This is a genomic window from Paenibacillus sp. PAMC21692 (assembly GCF_014303795.1).
Taxonomy (GTDB): Bacteria; Bacillota; Bacilli; order Paenibacillales; family Paenibacillaceae; genus Pristimantibacillus; species Pristimantibacillus agaridevorans.
On record NZ_CP060293.1, the window covers coordinates 4,159,666 to 4,178,764 of the forward strand.

Sequence of the window (19,099 nt, forward strand, 5' to 3'; positions counted from 1 at the left end):
TCCAGCCCCTATAGAGAATAGTAACGACGAAGAGCCGCCGTTACTATTCTATCACAAGTAAAATGGAGTTATTCGACAACCTTAGCCATCAGGTCGAAGGTGACGTAACTTTCGACGGGCGCCCCTTTCTCAAGCTTATCGGTAGACAGGAACAGCTCTTGCTGTTGTTCATACCATTTTTTAGCAGTTCCATCCGCGAACAGCTGGCGGACCTCCGTACCGGTCATCCAAACGCCGCTTTCGACTTCTTCCTGAACCGACTCGATCGGCGTTGCATTTAATTCGGCAACGTACTCGACAACCTCGTCCAGATGCTCGGCGCGATAATCCATCGATTGGTGCAACCCCTTAAGAAAACGTACAACCTTGTCTTCGTTTTTGCTCAGGTAATCAGGAGTGACGATCCAACTGGACGGGAATACGAATTCGTCGCTGAAGCTGGCGCTGTTCGCGAGCACGGTAATGTTGTCTTTGCCGACTGTCTTCTTGATTTCTGTAGAGTAAGGGGCCCAGACAATAGTGGCATCCACCTTATCGGCTATAAACGCGGAGACGGCTCCGGCCATGTCCATATTGATCAGCTTCACGTCGTCGCGGGTCATGCCTTCCTTCTCCAAAGCCAGATCCAGCACGATTTCTCCCGAGGTGCCGAGCTGCGTCGCAATCGTCTTGCCCTTCAGATCCTTAGCCGTCGCGATTCCGGAATCCGTACGGACGATAAGCTCTTCCGCTTTGCTCAGCACATCCAGCGAGATGATCTTCACTTTGCCTTCCACCGCAAGGAAGTGGGCGCCGTGTCCGACATATCCCAGATCAATGTCTCCGGAGAGCATAGCGGCAACCTCTGTTGGTCCGCTCGTAAATTTAACGAGATCGATCTCCAGGTTCTGTTCTTTGAAGAAATCTTTTTTGATCCCGGTAATAATCGCTGAGGAACCGCCCATATTGGGATGATAGGCAATACGAAGCTTATCAGGCTTCGGGGCAGCGGTAGGCTTTGCGCTAGCAGTAGAGGTTCCAGCTTCGCTTGTATTCGGCGAAGCGTTTGAGCCGGCGTTTCCGTTATTGCCATTTGAATTGCCGCAAGCTGCTACAGCGAATGTAAGAACGATGGCCGTTGCAATCGTCAACCATTTTTTCATGTTCGATCCCCTCATTTTCGTTTATTTTTTGGCTTCCAGATATTCTTGGTAGACCAAGCCCCAAATCTCGTTTTTAAGATCGTTAAACTCCTTGGACATGCGAGTTTCCTGCGTTCGAGGATGTGGAAGGTCGATCGGGACAATCGATTTGATCCTCCCGGGTCTGGCGCTCATGACGACGACGCGGCTGGCGAGCAGAACGGCTTCTTCGACATCGTGAGTAATGAAGAAACAGGTTTTCTGCTCTTGCTCCCATGTGTTCAGCAATTCCACCTGCAGTTGTGTTCTGGTCTGCGCATCCAGTGCGCCGAAGGGCTCGTCAAGCAGCAGCAGCTGCGGATTGACGGCATAGGCGCGGGCAATTGCGACACGCTGCTTCATGCCGCCGGACAGTTCCTTCGGGTAAGCGTTCGCAAAATCCTTTAAGCCGACCGATTCGATATACTTTTCTGCAATAGACTGTCGTTCGACTTTCCCGATCCTCTTGAGCTTGAGACCGAATTCTACGTTTTGTCTCACTGTGAGCCATGGAAACAGCGCATACTGCTGGAAGACGACACCTCGTTCGCTGCTGGGACCATGAATAGATTTGCCGTCAATGCGGACTTCGCCGCTGGTAGGTACGTCCAGCCCGGCCAAAATATTCAATAATGTAGTTTTGCCGCAACCGGAAGGACCGACGACGCATATGAATTCGTTGTTAGAGATCGTTAAGCTTGTGTCATTCAGCGCGACGACTTCTCCTCGCGAGGTCGGAAACACTTTCCGGATCGCATCGATCTCAACTTTGGCTGAGCCCGAGCTTGTTTGTTCAGGCATCCTTAGACGCTGCGCACTTCCTGCCATCCCGCCAGCCTCCTCTCCAGGAATAATAAAGCTTTATCAAGTAGAAATCCAATGATTCCAATCATTACAATCCCCATAATCAGAACTTCCATCCGGAAATACAAGCTTGCTTCCTGAATCATCTGGCCGAGTCCGACTTGAGCTCCGGTCAGTTCTGCGGCGATCAGCGTTGTTAGGGAAGCGCTTAATCCAAGTCGTAGCGCGACTAGAATAAACGGGAAGGAGGCCGGAATAATGACGTGGAAGAAGATGTCGCGATCTCTTGCGCCAAGCACGCGCGATGCCTTGATCAATGTTACGTCTACATTCCGTACGCCTTGGTAGATCGAGACGACCATGACAAGAAAGGCGGCAACGAATATAACGGTAATTTTGGCGCCTTCACCAACTCCTTGCGCTACAACGACGAGCGGAATGTAAGCGATAGGGGGAATCGTTCTTAAGAATTGGATCCACGGCTCCACCAGCATCCTGCATGTCCGATACCATCCCATCAGGAAGGCGACCGGTATGGCGATAACCAGCGCCAGCAAGAACCCTCCCAATACGCGGAACAAGCTTGCGTATATATGTTCCAGCAGTCTGCCGCTCGCCGCTTCTTTGATAAAGGCGTCGAACGTATCGGCTGGTCCGGCGAATACGGCGCCAGCCTTCGTCATCGATATCAGCTGCCAGACGAGAATTCCGAGCAGAAGGGAGATGACTAAAAATATTTTTCCATCCAAACGGTTAAGCATCTGTCCGAGTCTAGTTGCGGGTTTGTTGTCCATGCCACTCCACCTTTTGATATGTTGTTGGGTCTTTCTAGCTAAATTGTACGTGAGACATCAAATGTTAATAAAGTATGAACTTTTTTATAACCTAGCAATAACTCTCGTCGAGTGCTATCGTTCACAAAAAAACGCCAATACCGTCGGGGGTATTGGCGTTTCCCTATTATTCATACAGAATCAGCAGCACTATGGTGCTGCCTGGAAACCGGTAACGGGATAAAGCGAAGCCCGTTAACACGGCAACGACGAAGCATTACACGGTTACGTCATTTTAATGCGTGGCTTAGAACATCTCGGGGCGACTGACCGACAAGGAGCCTTTCGCCGTCGGTATAACCTTCCTCGCGACCTGTCAATTCCTCGACAACCCGGTTGCGCCAGACGGCAATTTCATCCGCATATTCGTCTTCCCCAATCAAATTTTGCAGTTCGTTCGGATCTTGCTCCAAATCAAAAAATTGTTCGTCTCCCGATTGGGAGTACCAAATATACTTCCGTTTCCCATCGGTCGTGTAGTGGTAAGACATTGCCCCATGGGCATGCTCGCCGTGTATATATTCACGCCATTGCGCTTCCTGCTTATCTCCGCTTATTTTGCCCAGCGGCAGCACGCTGCTTCCATCCACGCTGTCAGGAATCGCAAGATCGGCAATATCCAGCAAAGTAGGCATAATATCGCGCATCTCGACGACTTGCGTTACTTTCTTGCCGCCTTCGAGTCCCAGCCTTCCGGTAGGATCGCAGAGGATAAACGGCACTTTGGCGCTTCCTTCATAGGCTAACCGCTTCTGGTACAAATTGTGGTCGCCCATCAGATCGCCGTGATCGGACGTGAACATAATGACGGTATTATCGCTGACTCCGAATTCGAACAACGCATTAAGCAGCCTTCCGATTTGATTGTCGATATGGGTAATGAGCGCGTAATAAGCCGCAAGCGCATCTTGGCGCATGCGTTCATGCACAAGGCCTCTTCCGGTCGTCGGATTAAAGCCGGCTCCGTCCGGATCCTTATCTTCTGCCCAATCTCCAATCGGAGGTTTCGGCAATTCCATGTTTTTGTACAGATTCAGATAAGCCTCCGGCGGATCAAGAGGCGAATGCGGACGAACAAAGGAGGTCCACAAGAAAAACGGCTTGCCGGGATCCCTTCTTCGCAAAAAGTCGATCGACCTCGTCACGGCCCAATTGGTCGGATGGTATTTCTCTTCCAGATGCCATGGTCTGGAAACAACGGATGCGTTGCAGTCCAGTCCATGATCCATAATATCCTGATCATAGCCTGCGCGCTCTCGCAGCCAAGGCAAATAGTCGTCGGTATAGTCCCACCATTCCAGGGCGGAGGAACGCGCGCGATTACGATTGTAGTGCATATAGCCGTCATGCAGCTCGATATGATGGAACCCGCACAGATTGCGAGTAGGGTAGACATGCATTTTCCCGATGCATTGCGTATGATATCCCGCCTGGGCCAGCTCGCCAGGAAGGGTGTGCTCGTAATTCCAGACAACCTTGTCCTGATAACCGACCCGCCCATGGCTCCGTTGGCTCATGCCCGTCAGAATAGAGGCTCTGGCGGGAACGCATGACGGTGTCGCGGAGTAAGCGCTCGTAAAGGTAACGCCCCTCTTTGCCAGATGGTCCAGATTCGGAGTCTGAATGACCGGGTGATTCAAATAATGAAGACAATCATATCTCATCTGGTCGACGGTAATCAATAATAGATTCGGTTTCATGGCGTGCTCCTTTTTCCATGTTATTCACATCGTAAAAATTATACCTTTTTGCACAGCCTGATTGCTGCAAATTATTCTGTTTTTTCATTCCAACGTTCATATTGTTCGAAACTTGTTCAGAATAAGCGGGCAGGATTAAACCGATATGTTGTCGAAATGGTTGCGAACGAATTGACTATTTGGGATCTAAGTTGGAACAGCACTACTGGTGAAGGGCAGGGATAAATCGGTATGAGAAGAACCATCGTCATATCTGATATACATGGCTATTATGAGACGTTCCTGGCGCTTCTGAATCAAATTCAGTATAACGCGATTCATGACCGGCTTGTGCTGCTTGGAGACTATGTGGATGGCGGGCCGTCCTCGCTTAAGGTCGTCCAGCACGTCAAGGCGTTGGCCAATCTGAACGGGGTGAAGGTCATTGGCGGCAATCACGACGATATGTTCCTGAATTGGCTGGATAACCAGGATTATATCCTTTCGCCCTATACGACAGCCCGCAACGGCGGCACCCAAACCATACGTTCCTTCTGTCCATGGTATATAGACGAAGACGACGATGAGAAAGCGCGAGTCTTCATAAAGCGGAATTATGCATCGGAGATCCATTTTCTCAGAAATTTGAAATTTTTCTTAGAAGACGAACATCATATCTACGTACACGCGGGCATTAACCCCCAGATCAGGCATTGGCGTCAAACGTCCACGAAGGACTTTCGGTGGATAAGAGGGGTGTTCCATGCTTATGACGGAATTCTGCCTATCTCCAAAAAAATCGTGTTCGGTCATGAAGTGACGGCGAGGCTTCATGGGGAGAAGATGTTCCATCCCTGGTTCGGGAAACAAATGATCGGCATCGACGGCGGCATTAAATTCGGCTACCAGCTTAACGCCCTGATCATTAGCGATGCATTGGACTACACGTACGCAAGCCTAAAAAGCGTGGATTAAGGAGGAGACTGGATGCGCAAGCTTGTTTTTTTCCTGGGCGGGGCGGGAGCGGGCAAGACGACAGTGGCGAAGGAGTTGGCAAAAAGAAGCCGTACCGCGCTGTTCGACATGGATACGTTGCTCCGTCCAGCCGCCGAAGCCATCATGACGTTGTCGGGACTCGACCCGAACGATCGCGATTCCGAGCTCTACAAATCAAGATGCAGGGACCTGGGCTACCGCCTGACGATGGATGCCGCGCTTGAGAACGTGGAGCTTGGCAACGATGCGTTTGTCATCGGACCGTTCACCAAAGAGACGGAGGATCCTGCATGGCTGGCAAACGAGCTGTCGCGGATAGGCGCTACGTTGAACGACGTGGAAGTGAAGGTCATTTTTGTCTGCCTCCCCGACGACAGCCATTATCGGGCACGCATTCTGCAAAGAGGATCCATGCTCGATGCTTGGAAGCTGGACAATTGGGAAGCTTTCAGCAAGTCGCTCGTTCCGCGAGCCGTGCAATGGCCGCTGTCAGAGTCGTCGGTCCTTTATTTCGATAACTCCGAAGAATTGACGGAACAGAAGCTGGCGTTGGCGGAGCGTTTTATCGGTTAGGTCATTTTTATGAAACTGCGCTGCCTCTAGAAGGTGGTTTTTTGTACGATTTTTTCGACATAAACCTAAGCCAACAAGCGGGAAGAGCGCCGAAATTCTTACTAATCATTTACAGGTTTCTTCGCCTTGTCGCAAACAAAGTCGTGTGTGAGGCCGTCGATTCATTGTTTGCAAAACGGGAAATGAAGCTGCAATCCATCATCGCCAATCTGTTAACGGAAATGTGGGCCCTTATATGGACCGTTTGGCGTGATATTAGAATCTTACGGAACTCTGCGACGTTATTCGTAAGAAATTCAGGCAAATCGCAGACTTTTGCCTAACATAAGGGCTGTCAGTTCCATTCGATTTGCGAAGTGCCGCTTTTTGCCGAAATAACGTCTTTCAGTTCCGTTACAGTTGCTCCCGGTTAGAGGTTGGCGTCGGATAACGATCCAGTCTCATGAAGGGTAGTGGAAGGTTATTTTGCATGCCTGTATTCGCAAAAAACAGCGATATTATTATATGATTGGGCACTAATCTTATATTGTCCGAATCAAAGCAAAGGTTGTAAGATAATGGTAGCTGTGAATCGAGGGAGATCGAAAGAGAGTAGGATAGAGAGCGTTCGTTTTTCAAAAGAGAAAGGATTATACGCACAAATGTAAGCGTTTACCTTACCGGGCATTGGCAAAAAATTTCATGGGGGGGTTTATATGAAACGTACACCTATGATGTTGCAGCTCATTGTCATCTTATTTTGCATTATGGCCGTGCCGACGGCGATCTTGACCTGGTACAGCGGGGAACAGATTTTGCGAAATTCCGAGCAGGCCATAGCGGAGTCGACACTGGAGGGGCTGGACGCCAGCCGCAAGCTGAACGAAAACGCGCTGAACAACCTGGCCCAGAACACGGTGCGGCTGACGGCCACCCACATTTTCGATCGCATTCGGCCGTACGAGACGTTCGAGGAACTGAACTCCAGCTTCGATACGGTCACCAACGCGAGAGCCGTGCTGCAGCAATTGCTGAACCTGAACCGGAATGGCGAAGGCGTGCACTCTTCCTTCTTCCACCTGGGGGATGCCGACTACGTCGTCTCGACGGACAAGGGGATCAAGATGTTGGAGTCGTTCGAATCCATCGACTGGCTGGAGGACGCGCTGGAAGGGCAGAGGGGAATCAGCGGCGTGTGGTATCCGCGGAAACTGGATTCGGGCGAATATGTCATCTCGTACGTGCTTCCGCTTAATCGGCTGTCGACGACGACGAGGGGAACGATCGTCGTTAACATGAAGGAGAACCAGATCGACAACGTATTTCGCTCCTCCGGCACCGCTCAGCGCGGTTACATGCTGTTGAACGGGGATGGTACGGTCATCACGCACAGCGACAAGGGCATGCTGCTTCGAAATGTCGGCGAGAATACGGTAGTATCAGGTATTCTCGCGCAGAACGAGAGGGAAGGTTATGTCATCCGAGGAAACGCCGGCGAGCGGATGTTGTATACGTGGTCCAAGTCGAGCCGGTACGGCTGGACCAGCCTGAACATTCACTCCGTCGAAGAATTGATGGTCAGCTCGCATGGGATGCAGCGCAATATTATGCTGCTGACCGGCGTCATCATATTGGCGGGTACCGTATTCAGCGTCTTGCTGGCTACCTGGGTATCCAAGCCGGCGAGAGAGCTGGTCCGTTCAATGCGGTCGCGCGACGACGTCGTGGTCAAGGGGCGGAACGAACTGGCGTTTCTGGATGCCGCTTTCAAGCGGATGAGAGAAGAGGAGGCAGGGCTTAACGAGCTGTTGCAGATGCGAGAGCAGGATGCCCGTAGCATGGCGGTGCAGCGTTTGATCCGGGGAGAGCCGACGCTGCAGGCTGCGGAGTTGTTCCCATCCCCTTATTATCTGGCGGCTGTCGTCTCCATCGACCGGTATCGGGTGTACGTCGGCAAGACGAATCCCGAGACGAGGAGCTACCACCGCTATCTGCTGACAACGCACTGCGACAGCCTGTTCCAGGAAGGCATTCGGGCACGCAGCGTCTATCGGGGAGACGGCTGCTTTGTCATCGTGATCAACTACGGCGAATCGGAGCGAAACAGCGTCAGCGCGGACATCAATGACGCGCTCTCCGCGATCCGCGACAAGGCGGCCGAGCTGCTGGATCATTCCGTCACGATCGGGGTGAGCAGTCCAGCGGAGGAGAGCCGCGAAGTGATGGACCGCGTCGCGGAGGCGTCGGAGGCCATCAAGCAGCGCATGCTTGTCGGAAGCGGAAGCATCCAGTATTGGCAGGAGGAGAGCGGACGCGACAAAAAGTATATTTACCCTTCCAACAGCGAGAGGCGCATGCTCAATTATTTGGACCAGGGAGACCTTGACAGCATCGCGAAGGAATTAAAAGCGATCGGCGACGAGATTCGCTCCGCCGAATACGTCTCCTACGATAATATTCTTTTCGTTTATCATCAATTGACGGGCGTCACGATCAAACATTTGAGAGAGAACAACGTCAGCACGGCCAAAATTTTTGCGGGAAGAGGCAACATTTACGCGGCGCTCGCCTCCATCGACACGCTTGACGAGCTCGAAGAGTACGTCTACGATTTTTGCAGGGAAATCGTGCAGTATCTGGCGCGCACGCCGGGAGAAACCAATCAGCACGGCGAGCGGATCATTAACTATCTCCAGGAACGCTATCGCGAGGATATCGTCTTCCAGGAGATGGCGAAGGAGATCGGCATCAGCTATTCCTATATGCGCAAAATCGTCTACGAGATGACGGGCCAGAGCCTGATCGACTACCTCAATCAGCTCCGCATCGAAAAGGCGAAGGAACTGCTGCTGGATCCCGGGCTTACGATCGCGGGCATCGCCGCCGAGGTCGGTTATTATAACGTGCAGAGCTTCAACCGATTTTTCCGCAAGTTCGAGGGTATGCCGCCGAGCGGCTACAAGGCTTCGAAGTGCCGGACGTCATAAAACCCATCCGAAGCTGCCTCCTTAAGCCGTCTTGGCCAGGGAAGGCAGCTTAACTTTTGCTCATGGCCTATCAGAATTGATCATAAGCCACCCCAAGAAGCGCGCAGAATCAAGGGAAAGATCAAAAGTGAAGGGCGATAATCAAACCTCATGATTTACCGCCGCAAAATGTAAGCGCTATGATTAGAGCAATCCCGAAGCGGACCACAGTCGGAATGCGACCGGATAAGTCGGGTCAAAAGGAGGTGAAACTTTGAAAGCTGGAGGAACTGCGGAGGTGGAACCAACAACCGCTTCCATACGGTATGCAGGCATAAAAAGGGGTCTTTTCTATTATCTTCGCCGGGATTGGCAGCTCTATGCGCTATTGCTGATTCCGCTGTCGTTCGTCCTTCTCTTCAAGTATGCGCCGATGTCGGGACTGATGCTGGCATTTAAAGAGTACAAAATCGCAAAAGGGTTTTGGGGAAGCGAGTGGGTCGGGCTCGAAGTGTTCCAGGAGCTGTTCGCCAAGCCCGAGTTTTTCAAGGCCGTGCGCAACACCCTGCTGCTCAACGTGCTGGATTTGCTCTTTAGCTTCACGATGCCGATCGTGCTTGCGTTATTGCTCAACGAGATTAGGGGCACGCTTTTTAAGCGCGTGAACCAGACGTTGCTCTACTTGCCGCACTTCCTGTCCTGGGTCATTATCGGCGCCATCGCCTACCAGCTGCTCGGAGAAGGCAGCGGCATGATCAATAATCTGATTGAGCAGATGGGCGGGGACCGGATTCCGTTCTTGCAGAAGGATACCAACTGGCTGTTCAGTTATCTGGCGATCGGCGTGTGGTACAGCATGGGCTGGGGCACGATTATTTATCTCGCGGCTATTACCGGCGTCAATCCCGAGCTTTACGAAGCGGCGACGATGGACGGAGCGGGGCGGCTGCGCAAAATGTGGAACGTGACGATTCCATCTATCCGCATGACGATCATCACGCTTCTTATCTTGAGTCTCGGCAACGTCATGGGCGGCTCGTTCGAGAGAATCATCGGTCTGGCGAACAAAGCGACGACCGAGTTCACCACAACGATCCCGGTGTTGGTCTACCGCTGGGGCATCGAAAGCGGCGACTTCAGCCGCGCGACGGCGCTTGGCTTGTTCCAGGCGGTCATCGGACTTATCCTCGTCGTCATCGCCGACCGGATCGCCAAGAAGCTGGGCGAAGACGGACTGTTCTAACAAGAGGTTGTTCTAGAAAGAAGTTGTTCAAGAAAGGAGGATTAGCATGAAAGCAAGGGGGAAACCGCCCGCGGCATCCCGGCGCCATCGCATCGACGTCTGGGAATGGCTGATTCGCCTTTTCGTGCTGATGGCATCGCTGGCTTGCCTGCTGCCGTTCGTTCACGTTGTTGCCAAGTCGCTTAGCGACGATGCCTATGTCATCGCCCAGAAGGTATTTCTCGTTCCGCAAGGCTTTACGCTGGAGGCATACGGCAAAATTTTTGCGGATGCAAGCATTTTGCATTCGCTATATGTAAGCGTTCTCGTGACCGTCTTGTTTACGATACTCGGCATGATCGTCACGATCTGCGCGGCTTACCCGCTGTCCCGTCCTCAGTTGAAGGGACGCGCGGTGCTGACCTTCCTTTGCGTGTTCACCCTGCTGTTCAGCGGGGGCATCATACCCGACTACATGCTGATCAACAGTCTGGGGATGCTGGACACGATATGGTCGCTCGTTCTTCCGCTGTCGTTCAGCGCCTTTAATCTCTTGATTCTAAGGAGCTCCATCGCCAGCAACATTCCCGTCAGCTTGGAGGAATCGGCGAGAATCGACGGCGCGGGACACTTCCGTATTCTGTTTAGCGTCGTGCTGCCGCTCTCCAAGCCGATTTTGGCGACCTTGTCCCTTTTCTACGCGGTGGGACGCTGGAACGCCTATCAGGATGCCTTGTTCTACATCAAGTACAATATCGATCTGCGTCCCTTGCAGCTGAAGCTGTATTATCTCGTTATCCAAGCGAGCGAGAGCTTCCAATTGGAGGCGACGACCGTGCAGCTCAGCAATCCGGAAGTGCTTAAGGCGTCCGTCGTGGTGTTCGCGACGCTGCCGATAGTATGCGTGTATCCGTTTATCCAGAAATATTTTGTGCAAGGCGTCATGCTGGGGTCCGTCAAGGGTTAAAAGGTTAACCTGCCGTGCCTAGTTCGCGAATACGACAATATGGGGGTATAACGATGAGCAAAAGAAGAGTGCTGGCCATGTCCATGGCCGTCATCATGAGCACGGGGCTGCTGGCCGCCTGCTCCAACAATAACAACGGAGGCGGCGCGGCGACGAGCAGTCCGGCTCCGACCGCGACAAGCGGCAGCACGGAGCAGCCAAGCGAAGGTTTCCCGGATTATTCGAAAGGCTTCCCGCAGAAGGTTAATCTGGAAATCCCGGTCTACGAGCGTGCCTTCGAAGGCTGGAACGTTACCGACAATTACTACACGCGCTGGGTTCAGAAGGAATTCGGAGACAAATACAACATTAACGTCAAGTTCGTGCCGATTACGCGCAACAACGAAGTAACGGATTTCGAGCAGCTTCTGGCCGCTCAAAAGGCGCCTGATATCATATTCCATTACGATATGCCGCAGGCGCTTGCGTATTACGGCGAAGACGTTATGCAGGAGCTCGACTGGGAGGAGATCGCCAACTATGCGCCTACTTATTGGGGCAATTTGAGCGAGACCATCCAGCAATACGGCGCTGTAGACGGCAAAAATACATTTTTCTTCGCGGCCCGTCCGGATACGGACAACTACGTCTCCCTTATCCGCAAAGACTGGGTAGAAAAGGTCGGCATGAAGGTGGAGGATCTGACATCGCTGGAGAAATATAACGACATGCTCGCGAAGTGGAAGGAAGCAGGACTCGGCGTGCTTGGCGGCTCGCTCACGCGCAACAACTACAATTATAGCTATGCTTTCCGCGACTGGCCGATTGATCCGAAATACCGCGCTCTCTACTCCGACCTCGCCGCAGCGGACTTGACGACGAAGGATTCCGAGGAATGGCTGCGCAATCTCAACTACCAATTCAACAATGGCCTCATTGACAAGGAATTTTATCTTCGCGATGACGACAACAAGATCAAGTCCGAGTTCGTAGCAGGCAGAACAGGCACGTACGGGCTTTATCTCGCCAGCAATACCGACGTTTTCGAAGCGACGTTAAAAAACAATCCTGGCGCCGAATTCGCCGTCGTGCCGCCGTTCGCGGGCATTCCGGAAGGCGGAGTGCCGCAAGCCCGGGCATACTGGCCGTTCGGTTTCATTATGGGCATCAACTACTTGTCTACGCCGGAGGAGCGGGCGGCGGTCTGGATGTACCTCGAATGGATGAGCCAACCGGAGAATCTGTTCTTGTTCCAAAACGGCGTGGAAGGCCAGAACTACACGCTCGACGCGGATGGTCTGCCGGTGAAGACGCCGGACTTCAAGGGCGAGTCCGTGCTTTCGCAGAATAACAACAAGGACTACTGGGCGCTCGTGACGGAAACGCCGGTTTACGGGACTCCGGAGCTGACGCGCAAGGCGAACCTGCGGAACTGGGCGCCGGCAGGCTACGAATATCTGGCCGAGGATCTGCTCAGATACCGCGACGAGACGGCGCAATACCGGACGCCTGATGCCTTGTTCACCGTCGTGCTGGAGAAGGTGAACGAATACAAGGCCGATCTGAACGCGCTCTTTCAAGAGCTGTATCTGAATATCGTACTCGCGCCGGAAGCCGAATTCGACGCGAAATACGAGGCGGCCAAGAAACGTTACCTCGAAGCCGGCTACCAGGAAATTTTGGACGAAAAACAGAAAGCGATCGACGCCGGTCAATTCCGGTAAGAACCGGCTTGGCCGGCCGGAGAGCCCTGCCTTGGGCAAGGCTCTCCGGCGAACGCCAGGCAAGATGCGCGAAAGAATGGCCGGCTCCTCTCCGGAGCCGGTATATCGACATCATGACGGATACATAATGTATCATTTTTTTGATGATGCTGATTGAGCTAGTAGGCAACGGAAAAACATTAAGGAGTTGAGTTCATGTCAAAGGGTATGAAACGCGCCTCTCTCCCGAGGTCGCTGACAGCCTTGCTGCTGTCTTGCATGATGGTTTTCTCGCTGACCGCCCTGCCTGCTCCCGCGCAGGCTTCGTCGGCCGTCGAAGCTCCGGCGCGTCAGGGCGATTATTTGGACCGAGGGTTAGTTGCCGTGCTGGTCGAAGGCGGCGTCTTCCTGAGCTGGCGTTACCTGGTTACGGATCCGGAGGACATCGCCTTCAACGTCTATAAGAACGGCTACAAGGTAAATGCTTCCCCGATTCTCGACGTAACGAACTACGTGGACGCCACGGGCGCGGATAGCTCCCACTATCAAATTTCGACCGTCCTCGGCGGCAAAGAAGAGATGCAGGCGGGGACGGTGCCGGTATGGCACAACGAATATTTGCCGATCCCGCTCGACAAGCCGGCAGACGGCCGGACGAAGGACGGCGGCAGCTATTCCTACATCGCCAGCGATGCCTCCGTCGGCGACCTGGACGGCGACGGCGAATACGAAATCGTTCACTTATGGAATCCGACGAACCAGAAGGATAATTCCCACGCCGGCTATACGGGCAACGTCTACATGGACGCCGTCAAGCTGGACGGAAGCAGGCTGTGGCGGATTGACCTTGGCGTCAATATCCGGGCAGGCGCGCATTATTCGCCGTTTATGGTCTATGACCTGGATGGAGACGGCAAAGCGGAAGTCGTCGTAAAAACGGCGGATGGCACGAAGGACGGCCAAGGAACCATTATCGGCGACGGCTCCAAGGATTATCGCAATGAAGGCGGATATATTCTGTCCGGTCCCGAATACCTCACTTTGTTCGACGGTGAGAGCGGAGCAGCCGTATCCACAGTCGATTACGACCCGCCGAGAGGCAATGTCAGCGATTGGGGCGACAACTACGGCAACCGCGTGGACCGGTTTCTCGCTGCAATCGCCTACCTGGACGGTTCGACGCCTAGCGTCGTAATGACCCGGGGTTATTATACGCGAACCGTGCTGGCCGCCTATGACTATGTCGGAGGCGAGCTGGTAAAGCGGTGGACCTTCGACTCGAAGGAAGCCGGCAGCCAGTACGAAGGGCAAGGCAATCATGGCATTAGCGTGCTGGATGTCGATTCCGACGGCAAGGACGAAGTTATTTATGGCGCATTGGTTCTTGATGACGACGGAACCGTCTTGTACAGCACGGGGCTTGGCCATGGCGACGCCATGCATGCCGGCAAGCTGGATCCCGGCCGCGACGGCTATCAAATTATGAGCGTGCATGAGCATACTTCCTCGCCGTACGGCATCGAGATGAGGGATGCCGCCACGGGCGAAATTTTGTGGGGTCAGTATACGGGCAAAGACACCGGCCGCGGCATGTCTGCGGACATTGATCCGACTTATCCCGGCTACGAATCGTGGGGCTCCGGCATTACGGACGGGCAAGTTATGCCCGAGACAAGCGGCTATTCGGCATCCGGCGAAGCGATCTACGCGCCAAACGAAACGCCGAAGAGCGTCAACTTCGGGATCTGGTGGGACGGCGACCTGGGTCGCGAGCTGTTCGATCACGTATGGGACAACAGCGCCGCCAAGGGCATTCCCGTCATCTACAAGTGGGACTACGAGAACAAGAAGCTGAACGAGATTTTCCGGGCGACTGGCGCGCTTACGAACAACCATACCAAGGGCAATCCCGCGCTGCAGGCCGACATTCTCGGCGACTGGCGCGAGGAGCTGCTGCTGCCGAACGGAGGCAGCACGGAATACAGACTGTACACGACGACGATTCCGACGGCTTACCGGGTCCCCGCGCTGATGCAGGATCCTGTCTACCGTTTAGGCGTGGCCTGGCAGAATGTAGGCTACAACCAGCCTCCGCATACCAGCTTCTATCTGGGGTACGGCGCGACGGACTTTCCGCAGGCGGAGCTGGCGCTCGCAGGAGGCCCCGAGGCGCTAACGCGCATCCGGCACTTTGACTTCGGCGCTTCGACAAGCCCGGATGCCATCGGCGTGGGGAATACAACCTATGCCCCGGGTACGGGATACGGATTCGCTAGCGGCGGCGGGATCGGGGTAGAAGCCGGCCATGTGGCCTTGCCGGAGAACGCCAAGTTCATCGTCGACCTGCCGAACGCGAATTACAAGGTGACGCTTAAGCTGGGCTCGGCGGACCGCGCCGGAAACGTCGGCGTGAAGTCCGAATTCGTGCAGAAGCTGGCGGCGACGAACGTGGCCGAGGGCGAATCGCTGGTCTACTCCTTCGACATCGCGTTGGTAGACGGCCAGTTGGACTTCGACTTTACCGGAACGGCGATCGACGTCCAGGAGATTGCGATTGACCAGTACCCGGCCAAGACAGCCGGGGCCGCGACTACCGTCTATATGGCAGGCGATTCCACGATGCAGTCGTACAGCGCGATGCAGGCTCCGCAAGAGGGCTGGGGGCAGCAATTCGGTCGCTACTTCGCAAGCGGCGTCGTGGTCGACAACCGTTCCATCGGCGGCAGAAGCAGCAAATCTTTTATGGTTGACGGTCGATTGGATACGGTATTGCGCGCGATCAAGCCGGGGGATTACTTCTTCATCTCTTTCGGTCATAACGATGCCAGCGCCGGCATTCCGGACCGTTACGCTTCTCCTGCGGATTATAAAACATACTTGGGCCGATATATCGATGGCGCCAAGCAGCGCGGGGCGAATCCTGTCCTTCTGACGCCTGTAGGACGCAGAGACTTTAATACGATCACCCAGGAGTTTAATGTAAGCTTCCCGGAATACGTGAATGCGGCCAAGGAAGTGGCGGCGGAGAAACAAGTTCCGCTCATTGATCTTAGCGCGTTAAGCATAGCGCGTTATAACCAGATCGGACTTGCGGCATCGGAGAAGCTGTTCCTGTATGCTTATCCGGGTCAATATCCGAAATATCCGAACGGCGTAAACGATAATACGCATTTTAGTGGCTACGGAGCTACCGTCATAGCGGGGCTGGCGGCGAAAGCAGTCAAGGAGCAGGAGCTCGGCGGACTCGCGCCGTTTGTCATCGATCCGGATGTTGTCGAGCCGGAGCCCGAACCCGAAAACCAGGTCTACAGCGAGGACTTCGAGGGCGATCCAGGCGCGATTCAATACGCGATGGTTAACGCTACCGGCATTGGAGGAACGATGACGGGCACCGTCGTGGAGCAGAACGGCAACAAGGTGCTTAACGTCGTCGGCTCCGGATCGGGACATCGTTCCAAAGTGTTCCGCTTGTTCGACGCCGTCGGCGGCGACATGGTTGACGTGAATTTCGACTGGCATACTGGCAACGTAGGGGCTTTCCCTTCGGAAGGACATCTTACGCTGCAGGACGCCAATGAGAATATGATTCTCACTCTGTACACAACAAGCAGTTCGAACTCGACGATCGGTTATTTCGCCGGCCAGTACCCGGCGGATTACGGAACCGGCACTACCGCCATTCCGGAGGGCGGCGCCTTCACGACCATTGCGAAAAACCAGTGGGTGAACGTAAACGCCAAGATCAACTTCGCAGACAAAACGATCGATCTGACGCTGACCAGCCTGGCGAACGGCAGCACACAGACGATTGGCGATATTGCGATGAGCGCCGGAACCGCCTATACGGACAGCGTAAGGGCGATGCGTTTTCTGGGGACGAGGAAAGGCGGCGGCGGCACTTTAAGCTGGACGACTGGGATCGACAATGTCCGGATCGAAGGGATAAAGCTTCCTCCGGCGGCAGGAGATCAGACCGCGCTAATCGCGCTGCACGAGGAAGTTAAGGCGCTGGATCTGTCAGCTTACACGGAAGCTTCAATATCGGTCTTGAACAAAGCGCTGGCAGCAGTCGAAACCATTATCGGCACGGAAGCGACGCAAGCGCAAGTCGATCATATCTTTAACATGCTGGCGGTAGCCAAGGCATCTCTGACGACTCAGCCTGCGTTGCCCGTGAACGATTACCGGTTCGACTTTGGCCCGGGCGCCGCGGCGGAAGGCTACTCGCAAGTCGACGCCAAGTGGGCCTATGTGGAAGGCAACGGCTACGGTTTTGCCGATACGGCTCTGACTCAAAACGAGAACCGAAATACAGGCAATGCGTTATCGGAAGATTTCGTCCGCTTGAACGGCACCTCTTTCCTTGTAGAGATGGAGCCTGCCAACTACCGAGTGACCATGACCATGGGCGACTCGGCGGAGTCCACCCATGCAGGAATTACGGTAGAACAAATGGGCAAAGTGCCTGACGCAACGATACCGGCAGGCGAGCATCGGGAAATCATCTATGACATCGCGCTTATCGATGGCATATTCAACTTCGAATTCTCGGGCAACACGCCAAAGATCAACGCCTTGAAGATCGAACGTCTGCCCGACAACGACGCCGGCGACAAGCCGGTCATCTATTTGGCAAGCGACTCTACCGTGGCCAATTACGCGGAAGGTTACCGTCCGCAGGCGGGATGGGGCGAGACGCTGGGAGGTTATTTCGATTCCGGCAAAGTAATCATCGACAACCGGGCCATCGGCGGGCTAAGCAGCAAGACGTTTCTGGTCGGCGGACATCTCAATGAGCTGCTGCTGGACATCCGCGAGGGAGATTATCTGTTTATGCAGTGGTCCCATAACGATTCGACGCCTTCGCGTCCGGAGCGTTATCTCACGCCGGAACAGTTCAAAGAGTATCTGAAAACGTATATCGACGGCGCGGAGCAACGTGGCGCGATTCCGGTATTGGTCACGCCTGTAAACAGGCGCGATTACACAGGCGATACGCTGAACAAGAGCTTCCCCGAGTACGTACAGGCGATGAAAGAGGTTGCGCAAGAAACCGGCACGTTGCTGGTTGATCTGAACCAAGCTAGCTGGGAGCACTTCCAGGAGCTTGGCCCGGAAGGGACTAAAGGAATTTTCTTGTGGGTAGACGGCAAGGAAGACAATACGCATTTGCAAATGAACGGCGCCATGGTCGTATCCAAGCTGGTGGCAGGGCTGGTGAAGGAGCTAAACATCCCGCTCTCCGCATTCGTGACATTGGAGGATACCGAGGTTCCGCCCGGCGAAGTCTGGGCCAAGGCGTATCTGATGGGACCATCCAGCGCTTATGCCGGTCAATCGGTTGATTTCAAGATCGGCGTATCCGAAGTGGAAGCAGGCTTCACCGCCATGGACGTTATCGTCCAATACGATCCGGCGAAAGTGTCGTTTGAGACGATAGCAGGAGAAGATGGCGAGCTCGCCCTGGCAGATGGCGCCATCTCGCAAAGCCGCGAGCATGTGCATATTCTTGCGACGGCCGTCCGACCGGAAGAAGGACTGATTCGCGTCATTCTGTTGAGCGGCGGAGAATCGCATGCCGTCTCGGAGGGCGGAGAGTTGTTCATCCTTCGAGGGAAGGTAAAGCCAGGCCTCGCGGCCGGCAATGTCAGCACCTCTGTGACGAAGTTCGAAGTATCCCGCAATGGCTCGGCCGGAGTAGCCGATATCGCCGAGGCATACCACTCGTTTAGCATCGGGCAGGAGCCTCCGATCGATTCTGACAAGTCGGCTTTGATCGCAGCAATCGCGGCTGCGCAGAATCATCTCTCGAAAGCGGTGGAAGGCACAAAAATCGGGCAATACGAAGTCGGCGCGAAAACGTTGCTTCAAGGAGCCATCGATGCGGCTTCTGCGGTTCGCGGCAATGCGTGGGCGACGCAAGGTCATGTCGATGCGGCAACCGGCGCCCTTAACGACGCGGTGCAGCAGTTCCAAGCGAAGTTTATCAGCCTGGTGGACGGTCAGACGCAAATTACGATTCGCGATCTGTCCATGATCGCCAAGTACTTCGGAGTGACCTCCGAAGACGACAACTGGAGCGAGATCGAGAAGGCGGATCTGCTGGGCGAAGGCAAGATCAACATTCGCGTACTGGCAGCCGTGGCGCAGATGATTCTGTCGGGATGGAGTGCGGAAGAGTAATTTATGTAAAGGAAAGAGGGGGAGGGGATGCAGGCCCATCCTCTTCCTACATGGG

General features: G+C 54.1%; 11 protein-coding genes. 7 read left to right on the forward strand and 4 right to left on the reverse strand.

Going from position 1 to position 19,099, the window contains the following annotated elements; translation table 11 throughout:
- Nucleotides 1-68: 68 nt before the first annotated feature.
- The 4 genes from H7F31_RS16300 to H7F31_RS16315 form a co-directional block, all read right to left on the reverse strand.
- Nucleotides 69-1,142 carry an ABC transporter substrate-binding protein gene (locus H7F31_RS16300; RefSeq protein WP_187105055.1) on the reverse strand — a complete coding sequence of 358 codons (1,074 nt, stop codon included), beginning with the start codon at nucleotides 1,140-1,142 and terminating at the stop codon, nucleotides 69-71.
- Between the two features lie 21 nt (nucleotides 1,143-1,163).
- Entirely contained in the window at nucleotides 1,164-1,988 is an 825-nt protein-coding gene (locus H7F31_RS16305; protein WP_261800446.1) for an ABC transporter ATP-binding protein, read from the reverse strand.
- On the reverse strand, nucleotides 1,964-2,758 hold the full coding sequence (locus tag H7F31_RS16310; protein ID WP_187105056.1) for an ABC transporter permease: 795 nt from the start codon (nucleotides 2,756-2,758) through the stop codon (nucleotides 1,964-1,966). Before H7F31_RS16310 ends, H7F31_RS16305 begins: the two co-directional genes overlap by 25 nt.
- Nucleotides 2,759-3,027: 269 nt before the next feature.
- Complete coding sequence (locus H7F31_RS16315) at nucleotides 3,028-4,497, reverse strand: arylsulfatase (protein ID WP_187105057.1); 1,470 nt, start codon at nucleotides 4,495-4,497, stop codon at nucleotides 3,028-3,030.
- Between the two features lie 231 nt (nucleotides 4,498-4,728).
- Between H7F31_RS16315 and H7F31_RS16320 the strand changes: the two genes are divergently transcribed.
- The 7 genes from H7F31_RS16320 (at nucleotide 4,729) to H7F31_RS16350 (ending at nucleotide 19,044) form a co-directional block, all read left to right on the forward strand.
- Nucleotides 4,729-5,451, forward strand: a complete 723-nt coding sequence (locus H7F31_RS16320; RefSeq protein ID WP_187105058.1) for a metallophosphoesterase — start codon at nucleotides 4,729-4,731, stop codon at nucleotides 5,449-5,451.
- 12 nt (nucleotides 5,452-5,463) lie between these two features.
- Nucleotides 5,464-6,045, forward strand: a complete 582-nt coding sequence (locus tag H7F31_RS16325; protein WP_187105059.1) for a P-loop nucleotide/nucleoside kinase family protein — start codon at nucleotides 5,464-5,466, stop codon at nucleotides 6,043-6,045.
- A 695-nt stretch (nucleotides 6,046-6,740) separates the two neighbouring features.
- Complete coding sequence (locus H7F31_RS16330; RefSeq protein ID WP_187105060.1) at nucleotides 6,741-9,011, forward strand: AraC family transcriptional regulator; 2,271 nt, start codon at nucleotides 6,741-6,743, stop codon at nucleotides 9,009-9,011.
- Nucleotides 9,012-9,264: 253 nt separating this feature from the next.
- Nucleotides 9,265-10,233, forward strand: coding sequence for an ABC transporter permease (locus tag H7F31_RS16335; protein ID WP_397374594.1), 969 nt, complete (start codon nucleotides 9,265-9,267; stop codon nucleotides 10,231-10,233).
- 46 nt (nucleotides 10,234-10,279) lie between these two features.
- A complete protein-coding gene (locus H7F31_RS16340; RefSeq protein ID WP_187105061.1) occupies nucleotides 10,280-11,179 on the forward strand; it encodes a carbohydrate ABC transporter permease in 900 nt (299 codons plus the stop codon).
- 53 nt (nucleotides 11,180-11,232) lie between these two features.
- Nucleotides 11,233-12,882 (forward strand): extracellular solute-binding protein, encoded by a 1,650-nt coding sequence (locus H7F31_RS16345; protein ID WP_187105062.1) that lies wholly within the window; start codon nucleotides 11,233-11,235, stop codon nucleotides 12,880-12,882.
- A 195-nt stretch (nucleotides 12,883-13,077) separates the two neighbouring features.
- Nucleotides 13,078-19,044, forward strand: coding sequence for a rhamnogalacturonan lyase family protein (locus tag H7F31_RS16350; RefSeq protein ID WP_187105063.1), 5,967 nt, complete (start codon nucleotides 13,078-13,080; stop codon nucleotides 19,042-19,044).
- The last annotated feature ends 55 nt before the right edge of the window (nucleotides 19,045-19,099 follow it).

What these genes read in the sequence shown, in the direction of transcription:
- H7F31_RS16350 (WP_187105063.1), top strand. Translation starts at nt 13,078, where the DNA reads ATGTCAAAGGGTATGAAACGCGCCTCTCTCCCGAGGTCGCTGACAGCC.
- H7F31_RS16305 (WP_261800446.1), bottom strand. Translation starts at nt 1,988, where the DNA reads ATGGCAGGAAGTGCGCAGCGTCTAAGGATGCCTGAACAAACAAGCTCG.
- H7F31_RS16340 (WP_187105061.1), top strand. Translation starts at nt 10,280, where the DNA reads ATGAAAGCAAGGGGGAAACCGCCCGCGGCATCCCGGCGCCATCGCATC.
- H7F31_RS16330 (WP_187105060.1), top strand. Translation starts at nt 6,741, where the DNA reads ATGAAACGTACACCTATGATGTTGCAGCTCATTGTCATCTTATTTTGC.
- H7F31_RS16315 (WP_187105057.1), bottom strand. Translation starts at nt 4,497, where the DNA reads ATGAAACCGAATCTATTATTGATTACCGTCGACCAGATGAGATATGAT.
- H7F31_RS16310 (WP_187105056.1), bottom strand. Translation starts at nt 2,758, where the DNA reads ATGGACAACAAACCCGCAACTAGACTCGGACAGATGCTTAACCGTTTG.
- H7F31_RS16325 (WP_187105059.1), top strand. Translation starts at nt 5,464, where the DNA reads ATGCGCAAGCTTGTTTTTTTCCTGGGCGGGGCGGGAGCGGGCAAGACG.
- H7F31_RS16300 (WP_187105055.1), bottom strand. Translation starts at nt 1,142, where the DNA reads ATGAAAAAATGGTTGACGATTGCAACGGCCATCGTTCTTACATTCGCT.
- H7F31_RS16320 (WP_187105058.1), top strand. Translation starts at nt 4,729, where the DNA reads ATGAGAAGAACCATCGTCATATCTGATATACATGGCTATTATGAGACG.
- H7F31_RS16345 (WP_187105062.1), top strand. Translation starts at nt 11,233, where the DNA reads ATGAGCAAAAGAAGAGTGCTGGCCATGTCCATGGCCGTCATCATGAGC.